The 24,741-nt window shown below is 43.7% G+C and carries 29 protein-coding genes and 6 tRNA genes; 9 read left to right on the plus strand and 26 right to left on the minus strand.

Annotated elements, in window-relative coordinates; translation table 11 throughout:
* Nucleotides 1-15: 15 nt before the first annotated feature.
* The 4 genes from IV71_RS05255 to IV71_RS05270 form a co-directional block, all read right to left on the minus strand.
* Nucleotides 16-372 carry a prepilin-type N-terminal cleavage/methylation domain-containing protein gene (locus IV71_RS05255; RefSeq protein WP_010690736.1) on the minus strand — a complete coding sequence of 119 codons (357 nt, stop codon included), beginning with the start codon at nucleotides 370-372 and terminating at the stop codon, nucleotides 16-18.
* Complete coding sequence (locus IV71_RS05260; protein ID WP_010690735.1) at nucleotides 369-1,400, minus strand: type II secretion system F family protein; 1,032 nt, start codon at nucleotides 1,398-1,400, stop codon at nucleotides 369-371. The genes IV71_RS05255 and IV71_RS05260 overlap by 4 nt, the downstream gene beginning before the upstream one ends.
* A gap of 37 nt (nucleotides 1,401-1,437) precedes the next feature.
* Complete coding sequence (locus IV71_RS05265; RefSeq protein ID WP_010690734.1) at nucleotides 1,438-2,328, minus strand: ATPase, T2SS/T4P/T4SS family; 891 nt, start codon at nucleotides 2,326-2,328, stop codon at nucleotides 1,438-1,440.
* Between the two features lie 114 nt (nucleotides 2,329-2,442).
* Entirely contained in the window at nucleotides 2,443-3,300 is an 858-nt protein-coding gene (locus tag IV71_RS05270) for a bifunctional 5,10-methylenetetrahydrofolate dehydrogenase/5,10-methenyltetrahydrofolate cyclohydrolase (protein ID WP_010690733.1), read from the minus strand.
* A gap of 93 nt (nucleotides 3,301-3,393) precedes the next feature.
* Between IV71_RS05270 and IV71_RS05275 the strand changes: the two genes are divergently transcribed.
* The 3 genes from IV71_RS05275 to IV71_RS08440 all read left to right on the plus strand — a co-directional run bounded on the left by IV71_RS05275 (nucleotide 3,394) and on the right by IV71_RS08440 (nucleotide 5,209).
* Nucleotides 3,394-3,870: a deoxycytidylate deaminase gene (locus IV71_RS05275; RefSeq protein ID WP_010690732.1), complete on the plus strand. Its 477-nt coding sequence runs from the start codon at nucleotides 3,394-3,396 to the stop codon at nucleotides 3,868-3,870.
* Between the two features lie 132 nt (nucleotides 3,871-4,002).
* Nucleotides 4,003-4,965 (plus strand): thymidylate synthase, encoded by a 963-nt coding sequence (locus IV71_RS05280; protein WP_010690731.1) that lies wholly within the window; start codon nucleotides 4,003-4,005, stop codon nucleotides 4,963-4,965.
* A gap of 115 nt (nucleotides 4,966-5,080) precedes the next feature.
* Entirely contained in the window at nucleotides 5,081-5,209 is a 129-nt protein-coding gene (locus tag IV71_RS08440) for a hypothetical protein (protein WP_010690730.1), read from the plus strand.
* A gap of 67 nt (nucleotides 5,210-5,276) precedes the next feature.
* Here IV71_RS08440 and IV71_RS05285 read toward each other — a convergent pair whose 3' ends face one another.
* Nucleotides 5,277-5,468, minus strand: a complete 192-nt coding sequence (locus IV71_RS05285) for a hypothetical protein (protein WP_010690729.1) — start codon at nucleotides 5,466-5,468, stop codon at nucleotides 5,277-5,279.
* Between the two features lie 115 nt (nucleotides 5,469-5,583).
* Between IV71_RS05285 and IV71_RS05290 the strand changes: the two genes are divergently transcribed.
* The 3 genes from IV71_RS05290 to IV71_RS05300 all read left to right on the plus strand — a co-directional run bounded on the left by IV71_RS05290 (nucleotide 5,584) and on the right by IV71_RS05300 (nucleotide 7,025).
* Nucleotides 5,584-6,174 carry a hypothetical protein gene (locus IV71_RS05290; RefSeq protein ID WP_010690728.1) on the plus strand — a complete coding sequence of 197 codons (591 nt, stop codon included), beginning with the start codon at nucleotides 5,584-5,586 and terminating at the stop codon, nucleotides 6,172-6,174.
* 10 nt (nucleotides 6,175-6,184) lie between these two features.
* Complete coding sequence (locus tag IV71_RS05295) at nucleotides 6,185-6,436, plus strand: hypothetical protein (protein ID WP_010690726.1); 252 nt, start codon at nucleotides 6,185-6,187, stop codon at nucleotides 6,434-6,436.
* Between the two features lie 169 nt (nucleotides 6,437-6,605).
* A complete protein-coding gene (locus tag IV71_RS05300) occupies nucleotides 6,606-7,025 on the plus strand; it encodes a hypothetical protein (protein ID WP_010690725.1) in 420 nt (139 codons plus the stop codon).
* A gap of 44 nt (nucleotides 7,026-7,069) precedes the next feature.
* Here IV71_RS05300 and IV71_RS05305 read toward each other — a convergent pair whose 3' ends face one another.
* From IV71_RS05305 to IV71_RS05320, 5 genes are all read right to left on the minus strand, one after another.
* On the minus strand, nucleotides 7,070-8,341 hold the full coding sequence (locus IV71_RS05305; protein WP_010690724.1) for a DNA/RNA non-specific endonuclease: 1,272 nt from the start codon (nucleotides 8,339-8,341) through the stop codon (nucleotides 7,070-7,072).
* Nucleotides 8,342-8,443: 102 nt separating this feature from the next.
* Nucleotides 8,444-8,989: a cadmium resistance transporter gene (locus IV71_RS05310; protein ID WP_010690723.1), complete on the minus strand. Its 546-nt coding sequence runs from the start codon at nucleotides 8,987-8,989 to the stop codon at nucleotides 8,444-8,446.
* A gap of 194 nt (nucleotides 8,990-9,183) precedes the next feature.
* Nucleotides 9,184-9,375 carry a TraX family protein gene (locus IV71_RS08515; RefSeq protein ID WP_338066609.1) on the minus strand — a complete coding sequence of 64 codons (192 nt, stop codon included), beginning with the start codon at nucleotides 9,373-9,375 and terminating at the stop codon, nucleotides 9,184-9,186.
* 3 nt (nucleotides 9,376-9,378) lie between these two features.
* Nucleotides 9,379-9,963: a TraX family protein gene (locus tag IV71_RS05315; protein ID WP_338066608.1), complete on the minus strand. Its 585-nt coding sequence runs from the start codon at nucleotides 9,961-9,963 to the stop codon at nucleotides 9,379-9,381.
* Between the two features lie 279 nt (nucleotides 9,964-10,242).
* Nucleotides 10,243-10,314, minus strand: a tRNA-Glu gene (locus tag IV71_RS05320).
* Between the two features lie 200 nt (nucleotides 10,315-10,514).
* On the opposite strand from IV71_RS05320, the gene IV71_RS05325 reads away from it, so the two are divergent.
* The gene (locus tag IV71_RS05325) at nucleotides 10,515-11,411 is read left to right on the plus strand and encodes an ABC transporter ATP-binding protein (RefSeq protein ID WP_010690722.1); all 897 of its coding nucleotides are present in this window, start codon (nucleotides 10,515-10,517) and stop codon (nucleotides 11,409-11,411) included.
* Nucleotides 11,404-12,630: an ABC transporter permease gene (locus IV71_RS05330; RefSeq protein ID WP_010690721.1), complete on the plus strand. Its 1,227-nt coding sequence runs from the start codon at nucleotides 11,404-11,406 to the stop codon at nucleotides 12,628-12,630. Before IV71_RS05325 ends, IV71_RS05330 begins: the two co-directional genes overlap by 8 nt.
* A gap of 70 nt (nucleotides 12,631-12,700) precedes the next feature.
* On the opposite strand, the gene IV71_RS05335 is transcribed toward IV71_RS05330, so the two are convergent.
* Entirely contained in the window at nucleotides 12,701-14,416 is a 1,716-nt protein-coding gene (locus tag IV71_RS05335) for an ABC transporter permease/substrate binding protein (protein WP_010690720.1), read from the minus strand.
* Nucleotides 14,409-15,605: a quaternary amine ABC transporter ATP-binding protein gene (locus tag IV71_RS05340; RefSeq protein WP_010690719.1), complete on the minus strand. Its 1,197-nt coding sequence runs from the start codon at nucleotides 15,603-15,605 to the stop codon at nucleotides 14,409-14,411. Before IV71_RS05340 ends, IV71_RS05335 begins: the two co-directional genes overlap by 8 nt.
* A gap of 166 nt (nucleotides 15,606-15,771) precedes the next feature.
* On the opposite strand from IV71_RS05340, the gene IV71_RS05345 reads away from it, so the two are divergent.
* Nucleotides 15,772-16,407, plus strand: a complete 636-nt coding sequence (locus tag IV71_RS05345) for a GntR family transcriptional regulator (RefSeq protein WP_010690718.1) — start codon at nucleotides 15,772-15,774, stop codon at nucleotides 16,405-16,407.
* 23 nt (nucleotides 16,408-16,430) lie between these two features.
* Here the strand turns inward: IV71_RS05345 and IV71_RS05350 are convergent, their stop codons facing one another.
* The 14 genes from IV71_RS05350 to IV71_RS05415 all read right to left on the minus strand — a co-directional run bounded on the left by IV71_RS05350 (nucleotide 16,431) and on the right by IV71_RS05415 (nucleotide 24,665).
* Nucleotides 16,431-17,756 carry a D-alanyl-D-alanine carboxypeptidase family protein gene (locus IV71_RS05350; RefSeq protein WP_010690717.1) on the minus strand — a complete coding sequence of 442 codons (1,326 nt, stop codon included), beginning with the start codon at nucleotides 17,754-17,756 and terminating at the stop codon, nucleotides 16,431-16,433.
* 3 nt (nucleotides 17,757-17,759) lie between these two features.
* On the minus strand, nucleotides 17,760-18,620 hold the full coding sequence (locus tag IV71_RS05355; RefSeq protein ID WP_050790537.1) for a sensor histidine kinase: 861 nt from the start codon (nucleotides 18,618-18,620) through the stop codon (nucleotides 17,760-17,762).
* 220 nt (nucleotides 18,621-18,840) lie between these two features.
* Nucleotides 18,841-19,530 carry a response regulator transcription factor gene (locus tag IV71_RS05360; RefSeq protein ID WP_010690715.1) on the minus strand — a complete coding sequence of 230 codons (690 nt, stop codon included), beginning with the start codon at nucleotides 19,528-19,530 and terminating at the stop codon, nucleotides 18,841-18,843.
* Between the two features lies 1 nt (nucleotide 19,531).
* On the minus strand, nucleotides 19,532-20,242 hold the full coding sequence (locus IV71_RS05365; RefSeq protein WP_010690714.1) for a DUF1129 domain-containing protein: 711 nt from the start codon (nucleotides 20,240-20,242) through the stop codon (nucleotides 19,532-19,534).
* Between the two features lie 21 nt (nucleotides 20,243-20,263).
* Entirely contained in the window at nucleotides 20,264-21,364 is a 1,101-nt protein-coding gene (ychF, locus tag IV71_RS05370) for a redox-regulated ATPase YchF (RefSeq protein WP_010690713.1), read from the minus strand.
* 21 nt (nucleotides 21,365-21,385) lie between these two features.
* A complete protein-coding gene (locus tag IV71_RS05375; RefSeq protein WP_010690712.1) occupies nucleotides 21,386-21,598 on the minus strand; it encodes a DUF951 domain-containing protein in 213 nt (70 codons plus the stop codon).
* Nucleotides 21,598-22,500 (minus strand): ParB/RepB/Spo0J family partition protein, encoded by a 903-nt coding sequence (locus IV71_RS05380; RefSeq protein WP_010690711.1) that lies wholly within the window; start codon nucleotides 22,498-22,500, stop codon nucleotides 21,598-21,600. Before IV71_RS05380 ends, IV71_RS05375 begins: the two co-directional genes overlap by 1 nt.
* Nucleotides 22,493-23,257, minus strand: a complete 765-nt coding sequence (locus IV71_RS05385) for a ParA family protein (RefSeq protein ID WP_010690710.1) — start codon at nucleotides 23,255-23,257, stop codon at nucleotides 22,493-22,495. Before IV71_RS05385 ends, IV71_RS05380 begins: the two co-directional genes overlap by 8 nt.
* A 24-nt stretch (nucleotides 23,258-23,281) precedes the next feature.
* Nucleotides 23,282-23,998, minus strand: coding sequence for a 16S rRNA (guanine(527)-N(7))-methyltransferase RsmG (rsmG, locus tag IV71_RS05390; protein WP_010690709.1), 717 nt, complete (start codon nucleotides 23,996-23,998; stop codon nucleotides 23,282-23,284).
* Nucleotides 23,999-24,132: 134 nt separating this feature from the next.
* Nucleotides 24,133-24,216: transfer RNA gene (locus tag IV71_RS05395), tRNA-Leu, on the minus strand.
* A 26-nt stretch (nucleotides 24,217-24,242) separates the two neighbouring features.
* A tRNA-His gene (locus IV71_RS05400) sits at nucleotides 24,243-24,315 on the minus strand.
* A 2-nt stretch (nucleotides 24,316-24,317) separates the two neighbouring features.
* Nucleotides 24,318-24,391, minus strand: a tRNA-Trp gene (locus IV71_RS05405).
* A gap of 103 nt (nucleotides 24,392-24,494) precedes the next feature.
* A tRNA-Val gene (locus IV71_RS05410) sits at nucleotides 24,495-24,567 on the minus strand.
* A gap of 7 nt (nucleotides 24,568-24,574) precedes the next feature.
* Nucleotides 24,575-24,665 (minus strand) — tRNA-Ser (locus IV71_RS05415).
* Nucleotides 24,666-24,741 lie beyond the last annotated feature (76 nt).

Consider the following 24,741-nt stretch of genomic DNA (forward strand, 5'->3'; position numbering starts at 1 on the left):
AAAGCGTGCAGATAGTTATCCCTTTGCTTCATGGCCGCTAACCACAATTTTCAACTTCTTTACCTTATCCTCCTGCTGCTTGGTTAAATAGTCTTCTTTTCGCAAATCGGCTAACGTCACTGACTTTTGTTCCGGATGATCGTTTAAATATAAATCAATTTGCGTCTGTACCGTTCCAACCATTGCTTTTCGATGCGTTGCTTCTGCTCGCTCCCGTTGCCGATTTAAATTAGGCAGGATTAACAGCATCAACAGGGCAATGATAAAAAGAACTACAGTCGCCTCAATCAGCGTAAAGCTGCTTTGCTGTTTCCCAATGCCTCCGACATTTTTCAATAAGCAATTATTTATTTTTAACTTTAATTGTTTCACGGTTGGTAACCTCCCAAATTCTGATATAACGGTAATAACATTGCTAAGTAAAGTAAAACAATCGTAAGCCCGATAATGGCAAAAAGTAGGGGCTGTATGAGTGAAAAGGAACGGTGAACTCGTCGATGAAAGGATTGATATTCTCTTTTAGCATAAAAAGCCAAATAGGCTGACAAAATACCTGGTTCAAAACCCCTGGTCAAGTAAGCAGAAATTCCAGGACGCAAATAGATTTGCTTACTTAACCATGTGGTTAAGTCCTCGGCATTCGCCAAGGAAAACTGGGCGTTTTTTGCTAATTCTTGACCAAGCGAACGTTTCCCAGCTGATTCAGTTGCAAAATACTCAATAATTTCCGGCAAAGTCATCCCCGCTTTGAGGAAAATGGCCAGTTGCTCAGCCATCATTGCTGTCATTAAATCTTTCGTGAATCCCGCTACTCCAGGTAAACGAGCTAACGTTAATAGGTGCCTAAGGGGTGGCAATTTCAGCAAATAAATATAAAACATGAAACCCAAAATACCAGTCAATACAACCGACGCCAGTAAAACATGCAGCGCTGTTAAGGGAAAGTTCCCACCAGCGCCTTGTCCTGCATTACCAGCTAGTTCTGAAAATATGGGATACAGGGTGTGCTCGAGACCATAAACCATTCCAAACAATAGCAACACAAGAAAAACAGGATAAGTCATAATTTGTTTCAATTGGCGCTGATAACCAAGTAATTGCTGCAGCTTATCAACTAAAACGGCTAGCGTTTCTTCAAAATGCCCATGCTGTTGTGCTAAGGCTAAGTAGCTGATTAAAGTTGGACTTAACACCCCGCTTAGGCTCCGGGTGAGGTCGTGTCCCTCGGCTAATCGATTTTGAACAGTCTCAAGTAAACTGCGCCATTTCAAATGGCCACTCTGAATGACTGCCAAAGACAACGGTAACGAATAACCTGCATGAACCAGTTCGGACAATTCTGACAAAAAAGTCGTCTGTTCCTGCTGCTTTAATGCTTTTCTTCCCCGCTTTTTTAACATCACACTTCCCTTTCCCGTCCCGAAAAATCTCAAACAACTATTCACTGTTTCGCCAATCAACGACAGTCAGATTAGCTTCTAATCCACCACTTTTTTTCGTGCATAAACGCATATAGACTGATTTGACTAAGGCTTCCAGTACAAGTTCTCGGTCCAAACCAAGATCGACCAATCGTTCGAGAACTAATTCAGCTGAATTAGCATGAATTGTTGCCAACACTAGGTGCCCAGACAAGGCAGCTTGGAGGGCGGCCTGTGCCGTTTCCAAATCACGAATCTCACCAATGACCAGAATATCCGGTCGATGCCGTAGCGCCACCTTAATCAGGTCTTGATAATGGACACCAGCCGTATTATTGACCTGTAGCTGTAAGAAGGCTGGCTGTTCGATTTCAACGGGGTCTTCAACTGTCAGCACAACGAGCTGGTCTGACCACTTTCTTAACAGTTCATGCAACGTGGTGGTTTTACCAGATCCAGTGGGCCCAACCAATAGGTATAGGCCACTGCTCGGCCGGTCGGCCAGTAATTCTTTCCATTGTTGTTCGTTGCGGTAAGCAAGTGGCCCTACTTGCTTACTAATGAGTCGTAATACTAAACTTTCCCGTCCTAAAAAATCACCCACGGACGACAGCCGAACGAAACCATCCTCAAAGTCAAATCGCCCCAATTGTGGTCGTCTCATCTCAGCTAAATCCAGTTGTGCCCAATATTTCATCAGCGAAAGCATGCTTTTTGCATCATCAATCGACACCTCCATTATTTGCTGAAGGCGTCCCAATTGCTGACCAGATAACTGGTACTTGCCCACTTTCGGAAGAAAATACAAATCACTGAATTGTTGCTGGAATGCGCTAGAAAGGATTTGCTGGAGAAACTCTCGGATACTATGTTGTTTACGTTCAGGCCATCTTGCAGTTTGATTCATCGTCTTGCCCCCTTCACTCTCATAGCACGTAAAGTCAACAAGATAAACAACGGAATTTTTTCGAAAATAAAAAAGCCAAGTCCTCACAGACTTGACTTTGAAACCACTCGTTTATTATTGAACAGGATTTTCCTTGGCCCGAATCGCGGCTTCATAAGTTGAAATCAACAAAGTCGCAATTGTCATGGGTCCAACGCCACCAGGAACCGGTGTTAGCCATGCTGCCCGGTCAGCAACAGCTGGATCAACATCCCCACAAGCCTTGCCATTCACAACGTTCATGCCAACATCAACGACCACGGCTCCTTCCTTAATCTGATTGGCACGAATAAAGGCGGGTATTCCAACCCCAATAACCACTATATCCGCCTCTGCCAACAAACGGTTCAACACTTCTGCAGGCGTATAACGATGGGCAATTGTCACCGTTGCGTCAGCATTCAAGAGGAGCGCAGCCATTGGCCGACCAAACAATTGTGATCGACCAATCACAACGGCCGTTTTCCCGCTTACTGAAAGATGGTAGTGATCAAGTAGGGTCATGACACCCTTGGGTGTAGCCGCAACTGGATAATCACCCGCCTCGTTTGCAAAGAGACGACCTTGATTGGTTACACCGAGCCCATCGACATCCTTTTCTGGTGCAACCGTGGCAAAAATGGTCGCATCGTCCACTTGTTCTGGTAATGGTGCTTGAATTAAAATCCCGGTTACTTGTGGATTTTCATTTAATTCGTGCACAATGTTTTGCACTTCTTCGGTAGTGGCGTGGGCAGGAACCGCAATGTCTTGTGTTGCGATGCCAACCTTTGCAGCGGCGCGTTGCTTCATACCGACGTAGAGCCTCGAGCCATCGTCTGCTGGGTCATAAACCACTGCCAAAGTCGCCTTCACGCCATCTTCTTGAACTTTTTTCGCTAGATTTTCTCGCAATTTTTGCGCAACTAAGCGTCCATCTAATGTTTGGGCCATCTTTTTCTCCTTTGCCTCGCCGAAAAAAGCGAACTGTTGTAAAATAACCTTAATTATTATTTTAGCAAAAGCAATCCTCTAAAAGGAGTTAAAATGGCCGATCAACGAATCTCATGGGACCAGTACTTCATTGCACAGTCCGCCATCCTTTCTACTCGTTCAACCTGTACGAGGCGCCACGTTGGTGCCATCTTAGTCAAAGACCACCGCATTATTGCCTCTGGTTATAACGGGGCGGTTTCTGGCACACCGCATTGTACAGAAGTTGGTGATTACATCGTCGATGGTCACTGTATTCGCGCCGTCCATGCTGAACAAAACGCCCTCATGCAGGCTGCTTCGATGGGGATTCCGGTGGAAGGATCAACACTTTATGTGACAGACGCTCCCTGCGTTTTTTGCACCAAATTGCTCCTACAAGCCGGAATTAAAAAGATTAATTTCATGCGGGATTACCGAAACGATGACTTCGCCCAAAAACTGCTAGAAGAAAAGCAGGTCCCGTTAATTCAGGTACCCTTCGAACAGGAAACAGCCAATCAAATCAACTTATCGCAGTTCATTCAGTAAGCACGGTAGCACAGCCAAATGGTCAGTCAACAAGGCTGACCTTTTTTCATACTCTCACCTGTAAAATAACTGACAGACATTGTTTTTTTGCTATACTAGATAACAGAATTTATAAGAAATCGGGGAACCAAGATGAGCAAAAACGAAGAGCAATACCTTAACCTAGCCAAGAAGATTTTGGAAGAAGGTCATGAAAAAGGGGATCGAACAGGTACTGGTACTTATTCGATTTTTGGAACACAAATGCGTTTTAACCTTTCCGAAGGCTTTCCAATTTTGACAACCAAAAAAGTCTTTTTCAAGCTCATTAAATCCGAACTCCTCTGGTTTCTTCGCGGTGACAACAACATCCGTTTTCTTCTGCAACACAACAACCACATTTGGGATGAATGGGCCTTCCAACAATGGGTAGAGTCAGCTGAATACGATGGTCCTGATATGACGAATTTCGGTTTACGCGCCGAAAAAGACCCCGAATTCAAGGCAGAATATTTGAAACAAAAAGATTATTTTGTTCAACAAATTTTAGAAGACGATGCCTTTATGGAAAAGTTTGGCTACATTGGCGAAGTATACGGCAAGCTATGGCGTTCATGGGCATCTGTACTACCAGGTGGTCAGGAAACCGATCAAATTAGTCGTCTGATTGAACAGATTAAAACAAATCCCAATTCACGTCGGTTGATTTTGACCGCTTGGAATCCAGAAACCACGCCTGAAGCACCACTCCCTTCCTGCCACGTTCTATCACAATTCTACGTAGCAGACGGAAAATTATCTGCTCAACTTTACCAGCGCTCGGGCGACTTTTTCCTTGGTGTTCCTTTCAACATTGCTTCTTACTCCCTTCTCATTCACATGATTGCCGCACAAACTGGTTTGGAAGTTGGTGACTTTGTGCATACCATTGGGGATACCCACATTTACAAAAACCACGTTGATCAGGTAGAAGAACAGCTCAGCCGACCAATGCACCCATTACCTAAAATTTGGCTAAATCCCGATGTGCATTCTATCTTTGATTACACGATGGATGACATTAAATTGGTGGACTACGAATCGGAACCCGCCATTAAGGCACCGGTAGCCGTTTAAGCAGTCTTCTTCGAGTCAATCACCAACATCGATTTGGATAAGTTTGCAATTCCAATTGATTCGTTTTATATTCAGATTAGATTTTTAGCATGATACGTATTTAAGGGAGATTCGTATGTCAAAAGAAAAAAGAGACGAAGAAAATGCACAACCGACCTACGCCTTATACAAAAAACCTTGGTTTATTGTGATTTGTCTCGTGGCTGTGTTCAGCATGATTGGCTATATCGCAATTTTAGCCTAAGAAAATAACCAAACAAAATTCAAAAAAGACTACCCCAATGGGTAGTCTTTTTTAATGGCAAAACCAATCACTCAGTCTCTTCCAACCAATTCATGTGGGCTGTATAATCCGGGAAACTTCGCTTAAATTCTTCCTTCATCGCACCATGACGACGAGTTTTCATTGATTCATTCATTCGGCTATTCTTAATTTCACGTTCGTTGACGAGACTCGAATCATGGGCACGAATCTCCATTTTTGTGGGCTTTTCTTCTTGCATATACAAAGTCCTTTCAAGCGTATCTTGCAATCATTTTGTAACTTAGGCAATAATATAACACATATATGGATTATTTGTGTTATATTATTAGCAATTACAGTACGATTGGAGCACTATGGTTAGTTATTTAGTCTATCAGCCTTGGACTATGCCCCAAGAAGAGAAAATTAATCCCTATTGCAAAAACCCTCAGGGAATCCTCTTCGATATTGCACACAATGGCCGATTAAATTTACATAAGGGTGACTTTATCATCTTTATCACGAAGCGAACGAAAAAAGAACCACACAGCTGGTTCTGTCACTTAATTTTCAAAGTCAAAGAAGTCCTACCGTGGGTTTTTGTCGATTATTCGGATGGCAAAAAAGCACGACGATATCGATTTAATCGGCTTGACGCTGCTGATAAAGAGGAACGAGGCTGTTTGACCACTGCCATTTCAACCATTGACAATCAAACATTCCAGCCACAGCAACTATCGGCAAATGGACATTACATCCCCCTAGAAGTAACTGGAACATTGAAGCTTTTTCCAGCAATCAAAGAATGGTTGGCTAACCGTTTAGAACAGCATCACTCTTTCAAAATAACGGATCACCAACACGTGGAACAGTTAGTCCACATGATTCAAATGCGTGCTAAAAACTACGGACGTGTTCGTTACCATCAAGAATTAATGACAGCCGAGTCCTTGTTAAACGATTAAGAGGTGCAACTTGAACAAAGAAGAATTTGAAAAGCGTTTCCAAGAAATCATCGTCCACTGCAAAACGCAGCAAACGAGCCGTTCCCACGTTCAGGATTTCAAAGATGACCTTAGTCGCCTCGAGGGACGCGTTGGCGAAGCCATGGCAACGACCGCCTTTTTAGAAAACTATCTTGAGCACCTTTTGCACGACTTGTTTGAAGAATTCGTAGTAAAAGAAAAGCAGAATGTTGCTCACGAAAAAGTCGTAGAACGGGACTAACCGATTGTCCTATCAACATAAAAGTCCCGAAAGTCATACTGGCTTTCGGGACTTTTTTCAATATTATGATTCAGCTTTTAAATCATTTTGACTCAACCATTTATGGTTGGTTGCCATCATGCTCCGTCTATCGTAATCTTATAAAAGAGAAAGTAGAAGAGAGTGTAATATGACCAAACAAAAAAAGACAACCAACCTATTTTTTGCCATCTTATTGATTCTTGCTGGTGCAATTTGTACATACAATAAGAGTCAACAAGAAAAAGAAAACAGTTTAAACAGACTAACCAGCAAAACGACTTTTTACATTGGGCAGCAAAAAAGGCAACCAGCCATGGTCGAAGGTGAATTCCCGATTGATGATTATCATCCAGACGGTGGTCAATTCTGGAAAACCATGTTAACAGTTAATGGCAAAAAACAAGCCGTTGTAGCCTACTACGAACGAATGGGCATCTTTACCATTTACACCACCGAACCAACGGACAAGAGCCAAGGATTTATCTATTCCGGCTTGGATTACAAAGATTACTTAGGAAAAAAAGACTTGGATGACTTGAAAAGTAAGTCCACCCCCGATTCACAATAACAATAAAAAAAGTACCCATTGTTAATTCAACGGGTACTTTTTACTTATTGACGTAAGGAAAGGCGCTTTCCTTGAGCCTGGGCTTCCGCCTCCGTCATGGTCACAATGTTGGCACGATTCGTCTTCGGTGGAAGATTCGTCAAGTCATACCAATAGACATTCGATTTTCCACCGCCTGTTACATAAACTGTGCGCGTGGAAGCAGTGTTGTTGGTGTTTTGGTTAACCTGTGCGGCCTGTTGTGCTGCTTGACTAGCAGCTGCTTGCTGTGCCTCAGCCTGCTTCTTTTCTTCAGCTTGCTGTTGTTCAGCACGCTTCTTTTCCTCAGCCTGTTGTTGCTCAACGCGTTTCTTTTCTTCTGCTTGCTGCTTTTCAGCAGCAGCCTTTTCGGCTTTTTGAACGCTAGCTTTTTTCACAGTGTTCGTTGCGCGTCCCGTTGCATAATCGATATCGGCATTGGGCGAAACATTATCCAGCACAACATGAGTCAGACCATTTTGGTCAATCGTTTCTTTATCAGAGTCGAACTTAATTTGTAGGACTTTACCATCTGAATCAAGCCCAACGTAAGTTAATTCAACCTGACGGGGAATCAGTTCATCCCCTTGGTAAATTGGTTTGACCATATAATCTAGCCAGTAGTGGGGATGGTTGGACAGCCAAGAATCGAGACGCTTTTCGTAATAAAGCATTGAATCCTTATTCTTGGAATTCGTTCCCTTGTAGTCACCAGCATTCATCCAGGCAGTTTCAGGAACCGAATTTTTAGCTTCATCGTTCAGGCCAGAGAACTGGTAACCAATTAAATGCCCGCGGTTCATCAGCCATGCTTGCTTGGATCCATTTCCATAGTAGAACTTAAAGTTATGCCAACCCGCAGGATTATACTTCAAACGGGCCGCACGCTTCTTTTTAGGTTCATCACTATTTTGTAGCTGAATGTGCGAATAAGTGGCCCGCTTATGGGTATCCAAGTCACCCATAGCAAGCTGCTTCTTTCCTGTAAAGGCCAATATACCTTCAGGTTCTTGAACAACCTGTCGGTCAACATCCTTAGCGCTTTTTTCCTTTTTCTGAGAAGAGGACGATTGACTGCTTTTATTAGTCGAACTCTTCTTAGAGGTTTGTTTTGTGTTCGCAGAATCCGTTTCATCCGGAGCGATAATCGAAGCTGTTACGAAAGATAGCACTGCCAATGCCAAAAGCCATTTGGCCCTTTTCTGCATCTTTAATCCACTCTTTCGATTTTTTCGCCATTCAATAAGCCACCAAATAAAAAGAATCAAGAAGGCCCAAATTAGTGTGTCTTCAACCATTTTCCTATACCTTTTCTCTCAACATGTATACAATTATTACCTTAAATATTCTACATGATTTAAAAGAAAAGATACACAAAGTTGTAAAATGTACTTTAAAGCTCAACCAAAGAAAAGCCACAGACCAACAACCAAATAAATACAAGGAACCACAATTTTTTCTTGGCGATGAATCAGTCTGATCACCACTTGGTGCCGACCAATTATTTTTCCAATTAACCACCAAATTGGAATCAAAAAAGCAAACGTCACAACAAATAACAGCTGGTTGGCTAGGTTAATCGTAAGCAAAATAGGAATATAAATCCCAAGGTTTTCACCCCCACCGGCAATCGTTAAAGCCGTCACTTGAAATACAGTTATCTGCGTTTTGTCTCTTGCCACCTTCTGGGGTATTTCAATGGCTTTTTTAAGGCCAATCAGGATGGGGACTAATCCAAGATAATGAAACGATAATTGTCCGATACTGCGAAAACAAAAGGCCAATAAAAAACTCAAAATCATAATGATCGCCATGCCCACATACTGGCCAATTAAGATATTCAGCTGCTCTTTTTTACGATTAGTCTGTGCAAATAAAAAAGTCAGAATAAAAAGATCATCAACGTTGCTACTGACAAAGGCAATCATACTAATCAGAATAACCATGCTTTCCTCTTTCAGAAAGGTAATGTGCTTCTCAACTGTGGAAACAACTTTATTGTTTTATTATAAAAATTGAATAATTGTTTATTTTCTATATTAGCAAGCATGACTAAAATTCGCTATTGCTCTTTTGTATGAAGAAAAAGCCACCGTCTTCACGGTGACTTTTTGAAAATAACGTACCTCACCCAACTAGGCTAACGCATCAGGAAAAATGATAGTAAATACAATCCCCAAATATGGACTGGATAAAAAACATAAAAGAAATAACGCATGCCACGTCCTTTTTGGCCATTGTAGAGATAGATTGGGAGCAGGGCAAAAATCATCAGCCATTGGTAAGAACCATTCAACAAGAAAAATAACGAAGCCACTGCCACGATAATCATTTGTCACATCCGAGAATTTCTGGCAACGTACAGAAGCGGAATCAAATATATCATCAAAGAATTTTCCGCAATGGCCATGCTAGGTACAAAAATCATGGTTACCTGTGCAACAATGGTCGATACGTTACTGGGTAAGGACCCGATTAGCAAAATCGGTACCGACAAAAGAATTGGTAGCAACAAAAGGAATAAACCCTTGAAAAACTGACTAACTCTTTTGTTATCTTTAAATACACCAAAGGCATCCACTGCGCTCATTAAAATTGTTCCCAAGAAAAGATCACGGAAAATATTATTAATGAGCTCGACCCCAATTGCTGAAGGAAAAAGCATCGTCATTATCTGGCTTCCAATTGCCATAATGATAATCCCAATGTACAGGCGCAACATATACATTTTCTTACTATGTGTATGACTAAATCCAACCACAGAGGTAAAGAAAAACAACAATGCCACGGGTCGACCAAAATAATCCACCCAAGTTGGAACCACCGTGAAAAACATTTGGTGGACATGGTCAATAACCATGAGTATGATTCCCAAGATCTTAATGTCGAAGGTGGTCATCCCCTGTTTAATCAATTTCATTCTCTTCTCCTCGTGATGAACAATGTTGAATCATTGTAGCATGGAAAAGTAGCTGTACTTCCTAACAGAGTTGTAAGGATGAGCGTTGGAGATTTCTTGGTCTTTACAAAATTCTAAATAGTTATCAATTACCTTGTAGCAAATTTGTAGCCAACAGGGTATTTTTTATGCCTTTTAGCAAATTATTTTAGCCATATTTTATCTCCCAGAAAGGTTGATATAGCGCTTTTTCAAACAAAAAAACCGATACACTGCGTGTTTGCAATGTATCGGCAAAAATAGCCCCAGAGGGAGTCGAACCCTCGATTCCGCGCTGAGAACGCGACGTCTTGACCACTTGACCATGGGGCCATGAATTTAGCACTTAATCAGTTTACTAGATTTCAGCAGAGGGGTCAAGATTTATGGTCCTTTATTTTTGGTGATCGCTCCTTAAGAAAGTCTAAGAATCCCAATGGCCAAAGAACGTAATAACTGTTTTCTGTATAATAGAGAGGTAAGTGATCATGTATAGAAAAGCACATGGTCAAATGAACAAGAAGGAGTAATTTATGATTACCTTATCTCACCTTAATAAAACATTTGGTGACAAACAGGCAGTCTCCGATTTGTCCGTTACAATCAAGCCAGGTGAAGTCCTGGGTTTGATTGGGCAAAACGGTGCAGGAAAGACCACGACTTTCCGAATGATTTTAGACTTTATCGCTGCAGATTCAGGAACGGTCACTTGGGACGGGCAACCCATTTCAGATGATCGACGACGCCAAATCGGCTTTCTTCCCGAAGAACGCGGCTTATATCAAAAGGAATCTATCGAAGAACAGGTTCTCTACTTAGCCGAGCTACACGGCATGCAAAAAGAAGAGGCCAAACGTGAACTCGCCGTCTGGATGGACAAGTTGCAGGTGGTCGGCAAAGCTGGCGACCTGGTTCAAACCCTTTCCAAGGGAAATGCCCAAAAAGTGCAGATGATTTTAGCGTTAATTTTCAAGCCCAAGTTTATCATTTTGGACGAACCATTTTCTGGCTTAGACCCTGTCAATGCCGCCCTCTTCATGGATACCATCAAGGAACTCAAGAAACAGGGTGCGATGATTATCTTTTCTTCCCACAACATGGACAACGTGACAGAAATTTCAGACCATCTCGTTATGTTGAAGGAAGGCCGGACGGTTTTGCAAGGAAACGTTCAAGAAATTCGCGAATCCTTTGGCCGGACCCGTCTCTACGTCGAAGCGCCGCAGTTCACAGCCACTGACTTTGCGGCAATGGCCGGTGTAGCGCGGGTGGAAAAAGCCGGAGCTGGTTACCGACTTTACCTAGAAAACGAGGAAGCCGGTCGGGCCATCTTCACGACCGTCACGAAGGATGGTTACATCCCCGCCTTTTCACAGCAACCACCAACACTGGCCGAAATTTTCAAAACGGAGGTGATGGCCCATGAATAAACAGATTTCACTCGTTGCCAAGCATACCTATTTAACGCGTTTAAAGAAAAAGTCTTTCTGGTGGCTGCTCGTTGCCCCCATTGCCCCCGTTTTGGTTGGAGCGATTGTTGGCTTTGCTGTCGCTGCCTTTTCATCAGATAAAAGTGCGGAAGTTGCCGTCATTGCACCAACCCAAATGCGCCAGGCCATTAAGAGTGACCAAAAGGAATTAAATCTGAAGGTCAATAATCAAACGGATGAAACAAAGGCCAAGCAGTCACTGTCAAAAGAAGACATCGATGCCGTTTTGATTATTAAAGATGATCAAGGCACCTTGCTCACCCAACCCAAATCAAACGAAGTCGATACCAGTAAGCTGAAGACTTTCCTTAGCCAAATGGCCCTTTCCGAAAAGGCAGCCAAATATCAGCTAACCGCTAGCCAAGTGGCTGATCTTCAAAGTCCTTTCAAGCTTACGTCAAAGGTTCAAGACAAGAACCAAAGTAAAGACTCCGAAGCGGCTGACACAGTCAAACAGATGTTAACCATGGCCGTGGGTATTTTGGTTTTCATCATTGTCTCAATCTACGCCTCAATCATCGGGAACGAAATTGCCAATGAAAAGTCTTCACGCATCATGGAAACTCTGCTCGCTGCTTCATCAGCCAAGGCACAGTACTACGGGAAAATAATTGGGGTTGCAGGCCTACTGCTAACCCAAATTGCCATTTATGCCGTGGCGGGAACCGCAACCGTTCTCTTTTCAGCCAATGCCAGTTGGGCGAAATCAATTGCCCCATACCTGTCGGCACTAACCCCAGGCTTTCTCTTTTTCACCATTGCTTTTATCGTCATTGCGACGGCAGCGTACTTGGTCATTGCGGCCATCGCTGCTTCTCTGGTGAATGACCAAAGCCAAATCTCACAGGCAATGACACCGGTCACAATGTTAGCCTTGATTCCTTATATCGTGGCCCTTTCCAGCTCATCATCAACTGGAAATAATACCTTTGTCCAAATCCTGTCTTACATCCCCCTCATGGGCCAGTCCATTATGCCGAGTCAGTTAGCTAACCACTATGCTACTTGGTGGCAAGCTAGCCTATCACTTGGTTTAACGTTTATCGCCCTCATTCTCTTGTTACACTTTGGTTTGGCACTATACAAAAAGAACGTGCTGTCATACTCAGATGACAATATCAGTAAGCAACTACTGCGCGCCATTCTGCCGAAAAAGTAATGCTTCGACTTTTAGAGCAAAAGAAAAAGACCAATCCTAATGGATTGGTCTTTTATCATGCAATCATTGATTACTTAAACCAAGCGTTAACCTGGCTCTTGTGTGCCTTGATCCAGTCATCGGCAGCCTGCTTAGGCGACTTACCGTTTTGAATCTCAAGCATAACGGACTGCATATCGTCTTGACTCCAGTGGAAGTTCTTCATTACCTTGTAGACGTCTGGGTTCGTTGACTTCAGGTTCTTACGAACAACGGTCTTAATGGATTCTTCTCCACCCATTGTCTTCTTAGGATCTTCCAAGAACTTCAAATGGTACTTGTTAAACATCCAGTGAGGCGTCCAGCCAGTAACTACGATTGGCTGCTTAGCCTTGTAGGCCTTATCAAGGGCAGCTGTCATGGCTCCGGATGATGAAGCCGTTAACTTCCAACCAGAAAGGTTTGGATAGCTGTCAATCGTCTTCTGAGCAGCTGTCATGACACCGGCACCAGCTTCAATTCCGACGATTTGCTTATCGGCTTGATTCGTCAAATCAGAAATTGAATTAACGTCCATGTAGTCTGGCACCACTAGTCCCAGACGAACACCAGAAAGGTTCGTTCCAAGCACGTCAACCTGGTTCTTGTACTTTTGCAGCATTGCCTTGTGTGTGGTTGGCAACCAAGCAGATACCGTACCATCAATTTGCTTGTTAGCAATTGATTGCCAGTTAACCGCATTGTCCAAAGGCGTCGTTGTCACATCGTAACCGTGCTGACGCATAGCTTCAGCCAGAACGTTCGTGGAAGCAACTTCGGAATCCCATTCCACGTAGCCCAGGTTGACCTTCTTGCCAGCCTGTTGCGCAGCGGTAAATGAACCGGCAATTCCAGAAATAGCAAAAATGGCAACCATTACCCAGGCAGCAATCTTACGCCACTTTGGCAGTTTTGGTGTCGTGACTGGGTTCGTGTTCATCTTTTGAACAAAACGGTCAATGATAATCGCCAAGATAACCAAGGCAATTCCGTTAACGAAACCGGCCCCAACGTCAGCGTGTTGAACGGCTGACAGAACACCACGTCCAAGACCCGGTGCCCCAATCATGGAAGCCGTCACCACCATAGACAAAGCCAACATAATTGTCTGCTTTGAACCAGCAATAATTGATGGCTTAGCCGATGGCAATTCCAATTTGAATAACTTTTGCCAAGTCGTTGATCCGAATGAATCAGCGGCTTCAATCAATGATTCAGGTACCTGCTTCAAACCAAGGTAAGTGAAGTTCACAACTGGTGGCAAGGCAAAAATCACGGAAGCAAACGTTCCTGGGACCATTCCGATACCAAAGAAGGCAACGGCTGGAATCAAGTACACAAAGGCTGGCATTGTCTGCATAAAGTCAAGAATTGGCTTAACAACAGCGTAGGCCTTCTGCGACTTTGACGTCCAAATTCCCAAAGGAATTCCAATCACCAACGAAACGATGGACGAAGTCAAAACCAAGGTAATCGTTTGCATCAAATCCGACCACAAGCCCTGGTTAGCAATTAAGGCTAAGCCAAGGACAATCAATGTTGGTAGACCGTACTTCTTTGGTGTCGTTAACCAAGCAATCAAGGCTAAGGCGACAATAAAAATTGGCTGAGGAATCGCGGACAAAAAGTTTGTCATGGTATCCATGAATCCCTGTCCAGCCGTTTGGATGGCATCGAAGAAACCTGACCAGTTCTTCGTCATCCAGTTCACACCATCGGAGACCCATTGGGCCAATGGCAACTTATCAATGGATAATAAATTAGTCATTGTCTTGTCCGTCTCCTTCCGTTTGTGCTAATGCTTCGATAACCGCACCACGAATGATGATTCCGCGTAGCTTGTGGTCGTCATCAACAACCGCTACAGGTGTGTGGGCGTCGTAAATAATCGTCATAATATCGGCAACCAAAGTATCTGGCTTAACCGTTGGCATGTCAGACATGACATCGCGTAAGCTTAGCTTCTCTCGACGAGCCTTAACGGCGGCGTCAGACGTAATATAGCCCGCAAACTTACGCTGTCCATCAACGGCTACCAAACCAGAAACTTCCTCTTCCTGCATGCGGTGCAGAGCCACGTTTGGTCCATCAGAATCAATGTTGACAGTCAATCCTGGGAACATGATTGATTCAGCATTCAAAACCTTTGAACGGTCGACATCTTCAACGAAACTTTCAACGTAATCGTTAGCAGGGTTCGTCAAAATTTCTTCACCGGTTCCGATTTGTTGCAACTGACCATCCTTCATGATGGCGATACGATCACCCAAACGAAGCGCTTCGTTCAAATCGTGGGTAATGAAGATAATCGTCTTCTTCACGTTTTGCTGCAAGTCCAATAGTTCATCCTGCATTTCATGACGAACCAACGGATCCAATGCTGAGAAGGCCTCATCCATTAGCAGAATGTCTGGATCGTTCGTCAAAGCACGGGACAGTCCGACACGCTGTTGCATCCCACCAGAAAGTTGTGAGGGATACTGATCCTTGAACGACAGCAACTTTGAATTGGCGAGCGCCTTTTCGGCACGCTCGCGACGTTCAGCAGCTGGTACACCTTGAATTTCCAAACCATATTCCGTGTTTTCAAGAATGGTCCGGTGTGGGAACAAAGCGAAATTTTGGAAGACCATGGACATCTTCTTGCGACGAATGTCCAAAAGTTGCTTCTTGTTATAGTGGGTAATGTCTTTCCCGTCTAAGATGATTTGACCAGACGTTGGTTCAATCAAACGGTTTAACAAACGAATCAACGTAGACTTTCCGGAACCAGACAGTCCCATAATGACGAAGATCTCCCCTTCGTTCACATCCATGTTGATATCGTATACACCGACCGTTGCACCCGTCTTTTCGAATATTTCATTCTTAGACTTATTTTCCTTAACCATCTTCAAAGCAGCTTTTTGCTTCTTACCGAAGATTTTGGTTAAGTGCTTAATCTGCACTTTTGGCATAAATCCTCCTATAGTTGACTATCTTATTAATTTAAAATAAACTAACAAGTGACCACCTGTATTTGATGACAGATGGGCAATAGTGACCACCTACTATCATACCTGGATTGTCACTTTTGTCAAATGAAGATTAACATTCAAAACACTTTGTTAAAGAATTTCACAAATGCCTAAAATCAAAGAACCCCGCTACCACAAGATTGCACAGGACATCGCCGAAGCAATCGTGACAAAAAAATTCGAAGTTGGCCAAAAGCTTCACGCACGATCAACCTTGGCTGCTACTTTCGGTGTTTCGGCTGAAACTGCGCGAAAAGCCATTTCTGTTCTGGCCGATTTAGACATCGTTCGGCCGGTTCACGGCTCTGGTGTTGAAGTACTTTCAAGAGAAAAGGCCCGTGACTTTCTCGCCCAGGCAAAAGAGTCGCGTAATTTACAAGAAACCCACAGCCAAATTAAAGCATTGATTGCCAAACAGAAAGAAGATCTTACCAATCTCGACGAATCTTTCTCTCTTCTTTTAGATCAAACGCAACGTGTTCGACAGCAAAATCCCATGTCGCCCTTTGAATATGTTCCGAATAATCATTCTGAAAAACTGAATCAGTCCATCGGATCATTGAACATTTGGCAAAACACTGGCGCAACCATTATTGCCATTCTGCACAACGATGATTTAATCCTGTCACCCGGTCCATACGCCAATATCCTACCTGGGGATACCATTTATTTCGTGGGTTCTGATAAATCTGTCGAAGCTATGCAGCAATTCTTCGATGGAAAACAGAATAATATCAAGTAAAAAAGACCCCAACGGGTCTTTTTTTACTGATTTTCAATTGACTGACCAGCTAATTCCAATGGAATGGCTTTATCATCGTCAGAAGTTCCAGGAAGGTATTCTCCCTTAAAATCAACAGCAATATGAGCAAGTACCTTGGTGTCAGAAGCCGCAGGCTTTTTTGTCAAAACAGGCGCTTCCATCAATGACAAACCGGCTTTCGATTGGTTCCAATAGGTCGTTGTTTGAGCAACCTGTACCTTGGCTTTCACCTTAGCATCCTTAATTGCCAAAGTCGAAGCCCCTTTTAACACTGAACCAGCCTCATAGTCGTGAGCAACCGTCCCATCAAGCACTTGATTAACCATATCGACGGTTTTTTGAAAGCGTTCCGTCTTGTCAGTATAGTCCGCAGCGCCATTAATCACCGTTAAGAAGAGGTGCCCTTTTTTATCCTTTACAATGCCTGTATAAGCCGCACCCGATTCGGGTGTTGAACCCGTTTTCAACCCCAAGAGTTGCAATTCATTGGGATTGTCTAGACCGGCTACCATTGAAGCAAAGGAGGCCCCAAAGTCAGAGGCTTCAGTCACCTTAGTGGTTTTATTCTTGGTGTACACCAGGTTAGGTGATTCCGTTATTTGCAAGAGCGAAGGATCCATTTGCACAATTTTACGAGCAATTTGTGCAACCTGAATGGCAGAAGCATGGTTGTAGGCAGAATCGGAAGACGAAGACACGTCGTTTTCAAACGCTTCCCCATTCTTTTGTCCGGCACCGTTGTACCAAGCTGAACCAGTTAAGTTCAATTCTTTGGCCCATTTTTCAAGCGTCTCTTGATCCTTACTGGAGTCGCCTGACAAATAGGTGACAAGGGCAAAGGCAGCATCGTTCGCCGACTTTTCAAACATGGCTGTGTAAAGGTCCCTAACCGGCACCTTGTCACCAGTCTTGATATTTAGATGCGAATAAAGCGATGTGTTCTGGCTCGACAAATCGGCATTAGCTGGAATCGTCACCTGACTTTCCCAGGTAATCTTCTTTTGTTCAATCGCCTTCAAGACACCATAAGCAACAAGCATCTTGGATTGTGAAGCAATGGCTACTTGCTTATTGGCGTTTTTTTCGCCAATAATTTGACCAGTATTTAAATCAACAACCAGAGCGGACTTGGCATCGACCGATAGAGAAATTGGTGCTGTTTTCTTTGTTGTGGTTTGAACAACAGTTTTATGGACATGTGGCCAAAAAAGCGTCGTTAACAAACCAACAATTGCTAACAACAAAACGAACAAAACCAGCCACTTTGATTGTATGCGGTGAAGACCTTTTTTCTCTCGTGGTACCTTCACTGTTTTCTTCTTACCCATCTACTACTCTTCTTTTTCTTGTTTTTTCGGCAAAGTGATGATGAAAGAGGTGAGCTCCTCTGACGATTCTGCCCGGACGCTACCATGGTGTTTATCGATCACCCCTTTGACAATTGACAGACCAAGCCCAGTCCCACCCGTACCAGTATTGCGAGAAGACTCGACTCGATAAAAGCGATTGAATAATTGCGTCAATGCCTCTTGCGGGATAGCAGGTCCATCGTTAACAACACGAATCTCCACTTGATTATTTGCCTTTTCTTGCCCAGTTAACTTAATAAAAGAAGCATCCTGACCGTACTTTAAGGCATTTTCAACTAAATTAATTAATACCCGAGCTAGTTTTTCTGAATCGCCAGCCATGACGATAAAATCCGGTGCCAATTGTGTGGTTAACCGAATGCCTCTTTTTTCCGCTTCAACCGCATAATTTGCCAGCACCTGCTCGAATAAATCGCCGAGTGAAAAGTCCCTTACGTTCAGCGTAATCTGCGAGGACTGCAACTTAGCAAATTCAAAAAGATCCTCCACCAGCATTTTCATCTGATTCGCTTTATGGTAAGCCGTTTCCAAATATTTTTGCTGGTCTCCTTCTCTCATGACTGTGGTTGGCGTTACAACCAATCCTAAATAGCCAATAATGGCCGTTAAAGGCGTTCTTAAATCATGCGAGATGTTTGTCATCATCTCTTCCTTTGAAGCCGCCATTTGACGTTGCTCTAACCGCTCATGGTTATAACGCTCAATGACAAAGTCAAAAAGTTCGTCTAATTGCTTTTCGGGCGAACCATGCAATTTCTCAGGACAGTCCAACTGCAACTTCGTGGTCACTTTGCTCTTTAGACTCTCTGATAGCAACATCATTCGACTTTTCTGTCGTGTCTGTCCAATTATGGAAATGAAAGCGATTAAGCTAAAGAAAAGAACAAAAAGGCAAAAAGAAGGCCAACTAGTCCAATTTGACCAGCTAGGCCTTTCTTTTAATAAATCAAAGAAGATCAGCCAAGCTGCTGCAAATATAAAAGCAAAGGCTAATGTGATTTTCACAAAAGCTTGGCATATAATTGTCACTTTTTTGGCCATGTTAATTCACTTCGATTTTATAACCAACTCCCCAGACAGTTTGAATGACCTGGTCGCCGCCAGTTGCTTCTTCAAGCTTATCGCGGAGATGGGAAACGTGGACCATAACGGTTTTAGCCGAAACAACGGACTCTTGCTGCCAAACACGTTCAAAAATATCGTCAGCAGAAAAGACGCGGTTCGGGTGTGAAGCCAGCAGGTATAAAATACCGAATTCCAGCGCCGTTAAATTGACAAGTTCCCCAGATGCCGTCTTAACATCGTGTGAATCTTTATTAATCACAAGCGAAGCAACGGATAAGACATCCGGCTTTTGCTCTTGAACGGCGTTTTGCGAACGTCGAATCAATGAGCGAATCCGAGCCATCACTTCTAGTGGATTGAAGGGCTTCGTCACGTAATCATCAGCACCGGAGATCAATCCCTGAATTTTATCCATGTCAGAGGACTTGGCCGATAACATCAAGATGGGCATGTGGGTGTCTTTTCGGACTTCTTTTAAGACATCGAAACCAGTCATGTTTGGCATCATGATGTCTAAGACCATTAAGGCGATGTCAGGGTTCGTATTGAACTTAGACAACGCTTCTTTCCCATCCTTGGCAATCAGCGGTTCGTAACCTTCATTTTTCAAATAAATTTCAAGCAGTTCTGCGATTTCTTGATCATCATCAACAACTAAAATTTTCATATTAGCCCCGCTTTTCTTCATTCTGCTTCAATCGTTCTTGTTGCGCAAGCTTGGAAATGGCTAAGATACCACCATGCTTGAGACCAGCATAACGACGATTAACGAAGTACAGTGCCCAAGCAATAAAGAAGACCAAACCATTCCCCCATACAGGTAAGACAGGGTTCAAGAAGGAAGGTACGTATAGGAAGAGGGTGAAACCACCAATCCAAAGGACGGCCACGATAATCATCAGTAGCCAGTTCGGCAACTTCTTTTTTTGATTATCTTCTTGAGGATTAGGGATTAACCGCTGCATGGCTAAGGTGTAAATCGCCCCTCCCCAAATGGATAGAAGCAAAATGGACACAATCCCAATTCCTTCAGAACCCGCTTTTGATCCCGAGAAGCCCATCGTAACGGTAAAGAATCCAGTCAAGAACATAATCAAGACCAGTGCCGTATCAGTTGCCAGGAAGGCAAAAGAATAGTCATGAAATCCCTTCGCCAACCGAATGGGATTCAAGAATTTCTCCAAAGCTTCTGAGGGCGTACCAAAAAGCTGAGCCGCCGTGTGCCCCAGTTTTTGCCCCTCTGAAAGTTTCTCCTCAACCTCACCTAGGATTTCTTCTTTTTCCGTTTCATTCAACTTGTCCGTTTCAGCCAAGCCCTTATTTAACCGGAAAAGAAAGTCCTGGTTCTTCTTTGTTAATTTATGTTGGACTTCTGTCATCGTCTCACCTTTTCTTGCTCATTAAACGTTAAAGAGGAATTCCATGATGTCACCATCTTGAACCACGTATTCTTTCCCTTCAGAACGTAGTCGACCGGCTTCCTTGACGGCTTTTTCAGAACCATACTTATCCAAATCATCAAAGGAGAAGGTTTCGGCACGAATAAATCCGCGTTCAAAGTCCGAGTGGATGACACCGGCAGCCTGAGGGGCCTTTGCACCAGCCTTAAAAGTCCAAGCACGGGTCTCTTTTTCACCAGCAGTGAAGAACGTTCGCAAATCCAACAAATGATAAGCAGAGCGAATCAGCTTGTCCAAGCCAGGTTCAGAAACACCTGCTAATTCAAGGTAATCAGCTTTTTCATCATCGTCAAGTTGGGCAATTTCTTCTTCAGCGTTCGCAGACAAGGCAATCACTTCAGAATTTTCACTATCTGCAAATTCCTTAATCTGCTTGTAATATGGTGAATTTTCGGGATCTGCCATATCGTCTTCAGCGATGTTAGCCACATAGAGCGTTGGCTTTGACGTCAAGAGGAAGAGGCCCTTCACAATGGCCTGCTCTTCTTCGTTAAAGTCAATGGAACGAACGGCCTTGCCCTCTTCTAGGACAGGCTTAATCTTTTCCAAAACAGCGGCCTCTGCTTTGGCCGTCTTATCAGAGCCCTTGGCAGCACGAGCGACTTTGGCGTAACGCTTTTCAACTGCTTCCAAATCCGCCAATACTAATTCGGTGTTGATGGTGGCAATGTCATCCAATGGGTCAACCTTGCCGTTAACATGAATAATTTCATCGTCATCAAAGGCACGAACAACGTGAACAATGGCGTTCACCTGACGAATGTTTTCCAAGAACTTATTACCGAGTCCTTCCCCCTTGGAAGCACCCTTAACGATACCCGCAATATCGGTAAATTCAAAAGTCGTTGGCACAACTTTTTGAGCAGGAATCAATTCCTGAATTCGCGCCAAACGCTTATCTGGCACTTCAACAATCCCTACGTTAGGCTCAATTGTCGCAAAGGGGTAGTTCGCCATTTCGGCTCCGGCCTTTGTAATTGCATTAAAAAGTGTTGATTTACCAACATTGGGTAAACCAACAATACCAGCTGTTAAAGCCATGTTATCAGTCCTTTCCTTTGACTAATCTTCTTTTCTTTCGTCCGCTTTTTCAAGCACCTTTTTCAGACGCTTATCAAAGTTAAAACGAGTGAGCATAATCGTCCGTTCACAAGCCGAACAAGTCAACTTGATATCGGCACCCATGCGGTTAATAATCCAGGCGTTCGTGCCACAGGCATGTGGCTTTTTCATCTGAACTAAATCGCCAAGACCATATTCTTTCTTTTCAACCATTAGTCCACCTCGATGGCTAAGATTTCTAGGATTCGTTCCAAATCGCGATTTGAAACATAGTTGATCTCGATTTTACCGGAACCCTTCTTACCGGCATTCACCCGAACTTTAGTCCCAAACTTGTCTTCCAAACGGAGTGCCAAATCTTCGGCAAAGGGTGAGGGTTCCTTTTCAATCTTCTTAGCTTTTTCACCAGCATTCGCTTTCTTCACCAATGCTTCAACCTGACGGACATTCAAGCCTTCCTTCAAAATGGTTGAGAGCACAGAATTTAGTTGCGATTCTTTCTCCAATCCCAACAAGGCACGCGCTTGTCCCATTGACAGTTGGCCTTGCTGGACAAGTTCTTGAACCTTATCTGGCAGCTTCAAAAGACGCAGGGCATTAGCAATGGTTGTCCGTTCTTTCCCAACTCTGTCCGCCAACTTTGACTGGGTCAAACTCAACTGAGCCATCAAATTTGCATAGGCACGCGCTTCTTCAATCGGGTCCAAATTGTCGCGTTGCAGGTTTTCAATCAATGCCAGCGTCGCCATGGTTTCATCATTCGTTTCACGAACAATGGCCGTAATCGTCTTTTCCTTCAACACTTTTGTTGCACGAAAGCGACGTTCTCCGGCAATAATTTGATACTTACTACCAGACTTTCGAACAATAATCGGGGTAAGTAATCCGTTTTCTTTAATGGATTGAGCAAGTTCCTTAATGGAATCCTCATCAAAGTGATGACGGGGCTGAAAAGGGTTCGCTTCGATTTTTGCCAGCGGCAAGTCAATCACTTTCTCACCATCATCAGCCGTTCTTGTAATTGTTTTGGAATGTTCTAGGGCTTGCTTCGAAATCCCGTTCGACCCAAAGAGAGAGTCCATGTTTTTCCCTAGACCACTTTTTTGTTTAGCCATACTGTGCCATGACCTCCTTTGCAAATTCTGTATAAAGTCGAGCACCAGGTGATTTAGGATCAAAGTCAATGATGGCTTGTCCGTACGATGGTGCCTCCGACAATCGGACAGATCGAGGAATAACTGTCTGATAAACCCGATCTTCAAAATATGTCCTTACTTGTTCGGACACCTGCTTACCCAGATTCGTGCGACCATCATACATTGTGAGTAAAATGCCGGCCATCTCCAAATCGGGGTTCAAACCCTGGCGAACCAGTTCAATTGTATTAATCAACTGTCCCAGCCCTTCCAGCGCGTAAAATTCAGTCTGAACTGGAATCAGAACAGCATCTGCTGCCGTAAAGGAATTGATAGTAAGTAGTCCAAGCGAAGGCGGGTTATCGATAATCACATAATCATAATCAGCTTGTACTTTCGCTAGTGCTTTGGACAAACGATACTCACGCTCAGGTAAATCAACTAATTGAACTTCTGCTTCCGACAACTGAATGGTCGTTGGCAAAATGTCCAAGCCAGGAGTAGAAGAAGGCAAAATCACTTCATTAACTGGCGTGTCTTGGATTAAAACATCGTAGATGTCTGACTCCAAAGTCGATTTATCCACTCCAACACCAGATGAAGCATTCCCCTGTGGATCAGCGTCCACTAAAAGAACTCGCTTTCCAGCCTTTGCTAAGGCAGCTGAAAGGTTAATGCTGGTCGTCGTCTTCCCGACGCCTCCCTTTTGATTGGCCAACGCAATGATTTTTGCCACAGTTCGGCTCCTTTACATATCTTACTACAGGGGCTTTTTAGTCGGCGTCCCTGCTTGTCTTGGATACTTCTTCGGTGTTTTCGCCACCTTTTTAACAACTTGAATAACCCTCGGATCGCCGTTTGGTAATTCAAAAGTCTTTTCAGACAATAACTCACCACCAAGGGTCGCCAAAGCCTTCTTACCAGCATTCATCTCTTCTTGACCAGCAGAGCCCTTCATAACGAGAAACTCGCCGCCAACTTTAACGAACGGCAATGTGTATTCGGCTAAAACCTGTGTACGTGCGACCGCACGGGCCGTTGCAAAGTCGAACGATTCGCGCAGTTTAGAGTCGTGTCCCAAATCTTCGGCACGACCATGTAAAACTTGCACATCATTCAGCCCAAGCTTTTTAACAGTGTTCTTCAAGAAATTTACTCGCTTATTTAAAGAATCAACCATGGTAATCTTCAAGTTTGGCAAAGCAATTTTTAGCGGTAACGCAGGAAAGCCAGCACCAGAACCAACATCAATCAAACTAGCTGAACCTTCCAAGAGTTCTGGAACCTTCAAGACCAAAGTCAGTGAATCAAAGAAGTGCTTTAAATAAACCTCATCTTGTTCAGTAATCGCTGTCAAGTTAAAGGATTCGTTGACGGTCACTAATTCGTCAAAATATGTCGCAAACTGTGCCATTTGGTCGTCACTCAAGTGAACACCGGCCATTGCTAATTGATTTTTAAAGCTTTCTGGATTCAAAATTGTCCCCCAAAACACGGCACTTTATGCCTAGTCTACTAATAACAAGAATACCTAAAAACACCATGATAATCAAGGTTCAACCGTCTTTTCGATACAAAAAAGGCAACTCATTTCTGAGTTGCCTTTGACGATGCCCTCGGTGGGAGTCGAACCCACACGGTGTTGCCACCACTGGATTTTGAGTCCAGCGCGTCTGCCAATTCCGCCACAAGGGCAATATAAAGTATAAATACTTTATTAGGGCGGTAGAAGGGGATCGAACCCTCGCATGCTGGATCCACAAACCAGTGTGTTAACCACTTCACCACTACCGCCATGGCAGGGATAGAGGGAATCGAACCCCCATCAACGGTTTTGGAGACCGCTATTCTACCATTAAACTATATCCCTAAGTAGTATAATAATCAGTCAAATAACTGAACAACATGCTAGGGACTCGCACCCTATTAAAACACTCTTGTCCATGCTGTAAAAACAAAAAAGAGAGCACAAATGGACGCTACAGGGATCGAACCTGTGACCCCCTGCTTGTAAGGCAGGTGCTCTCCCAGCTGAGCTAAGCGTCCGAAAGAATGGAGAAGAAGGGATTCGAACCCTCGAAGCGGCGTTAACCGCTTACACGGTTTCCAACCGTGCTCCTTAAGCCTGACTCGGACACCTCTCCAAAACTCTTTTTTATTTTTATATGTACAGGCATCGCGTCGTCCTATCCTCGCAGCCAGCGTTCCGGCAACTACTTT

This window comes from Fructobacillus fructosus KCTC 3544 (assembly GCF_001438695.1).
GTDB lineage: Bacteria > Bacillota > Bacilli > Lactobacillales > Lactobacillaceae > Fructobacillus > Fructobacillus fructosus.

What these genes read in the sequence shown, in the direction of transcription:
- IV71_RS05260 (WP_010690735.1), bottom strand. Translation starts at nt 1,400, where the DNA reads ATGTTAAAAAAGCGGGGAAGAAAAGCATTAAAGCAGCAGGAACAGACG.
- IV71_RS05265 (WP_010690734.1), bottom strand. Translation starts at nt 2,328, where the DNA reads ATGAATCAAACTGCAAGATGGCCTGAACGTAAACAACATAGTATCCGA.
- IV71_RS05270 (WP_010690733.1), bottom strand. Translation starts at nt 3,300, where the DNA reads ATGGCCCAAACATTAGATGGACGCTTAGTTGCGCAAAAATTGCGAGAA.
- IV71_RS05275 (WP_010690732.1), top strand. Translation starts at nt 3,394, where the DNA reads ATGGCCGATCAACGAATCTCATGGGACCAGTACTTCATTGCACAGTCC.
- IV71_RS05280 (WP_010690731.1), top strand. Translation starts at nt 4,003, where the DNA reads ATGAGCAAAAACGAAGAGCAATACCTTAACCTAGCCAAGAAGATTTTG.
- IV71_RS08440 (WP_010690730.1), top strand. Translation starts at nt 5,081, where the DNA reads ATGTCAAAAGAAAAAAGAGACGAAGAAAATGCACAACCGACCTACGCC.
- IV71_RS05285 (WP_010690729.1), bottom strand. Translation starts at nt 5,468, where the DNA reads ATGCAAGAAGAAAAGCCCACAAAAATGGAGATTCGTGCCCATGATTCG.
- IV71_RS05290 (WP_010690728.1), top strand. Translation starts at nt 5,584, where the DNA reads ATGGTTAGTTATTTAGTCTATCAGCCTTGGACTATGCCCCAAGAAGAG.
- IV71_RS05300 (WP_010690725.1), top strand. Translation starts at nt 6,606, where the DNA reads ATGACCAAACAAAAAAAGACAACCAACCTATTTTTTGCCATCTTATTG.
- IV71_RS05305 (WP_010690724.1), bottom strand. Translation starts at nt 8,341, where the DNA reads ATGGTTGAAGACACACTAATTTGGGCCTTCTTGATTCTTTTTATTTGG.
- IV71_RS05310 (WP_010690723.1), bottom strand. Translation starts at nt 8,989, where the DNA reads ATGGTTATTCTGATTAGTATGATTGCCTTTGTCAGTAGCAACGTTGAT.
- IV71_RS08515 (WP_338066609.1), bottom strand. Translation starts at nt 9,375, where the DNA reads ATGATTATCGTGGCAGTGGCTTCGTTATTTTTCTTGTTGAATGGTTCT.
- IV71_RS05315 (WP_338066608.1), bottom strand. Translation starts at nt 9,963, where the DNA reads ATGAAATTGATTAAACAGGGGATGACCACCTTCGACATTAAGATCTTG.
- IV71_RS05325 (WP_010690722.1), top strand. Translation starts at nt 10,515, where the DNA reads ATGATTACCTTATCTCACCTTAATAAAACATTTGGTGACAAACAGGCA.
- IV71_RS05330 (WP_010690721.1), top strand. Translation starts at nt 11,404, where the DNA reads ATGAATAAACAGATTTCACTCGTTGCCAAGCATACCTATTTAACGCGT.
- IV71_RS05335 (WP_010690720.1), bottom strand. Translation starts at nt 14,416, where the DNA reads ATGACTAATTTATTATCCATTGATAAGTTGCCATTGGCCCAATGGGTC.
- IV71_RS05340 (WP_010690719.1), bottom strand. Translation starts at nt 15,605, where the DNA reads ATGCCAAAAGTGCAGATTAAGCACTTAACCAAAATCTTCGGTAAGAAG.
- IV71_RS05345 (WP_010690718.1), top strand. Translation starts at nt 15,772, where the DNA reads ATGCCTAAAATCAAAGAACCCCGCTACCACAAGATTGCACAGGACATC.
- IV71_RS05350 (WP_010690717.1), bottom strand. Translation starts at nt 17,756, where the DNA reads ATGGGTAAGAAGAAAACAGTGAAGGTACCACGAGAGAAAAAAGGTCTT.
- IV71_RS05355 (WP_050790537.1), bottom strand. Translation starts at nt 18,620, where the DNA reads ATGATGTTGCTATCAGAGAGTCTAAAGAGCAAAGTGACCACGAAGTTG.
- IV71_RS05360 (WP_010690715.1), bottom strand. Translation starts at nt 19,530, where the DNA reads ATGAAAATTTTAGTTGTTGATGATGATCAAGAAATCGCAGAACTGCTT.
- IV71_RS05365 (WP_010690714.1), bottom strand. Translation starts at nt 20,242, where the DNA reads ATGACAGAAGTCCAACATAAATTAACAAAGAAGAACCAGGACTTTCTT.
- ychF (WP_010690713.1), bottom strand. Translation starts at nt 21,364, where the DNA reads ATGGCTTTAACAGCTGGTATTGTTGGTTTACCCAATGTTGGTAAATCA.
- IV71_RS05375 (WP_010690712.1), bottom strand. Translation starts at nt 21,598, where the DNA reads ATGGTTGAAAAGAAAGAATATGGTCTTGGCGATTTAGTTCAGATGAAA.
- IV71_RS05380 (WP_010690711.1), bottom strand. Translation starts at nt 22,500, where the DNA reads ATGGCTAAACAAAAAAGTGGTCTAGGGAAAAACATGGACTCTCTCTTT.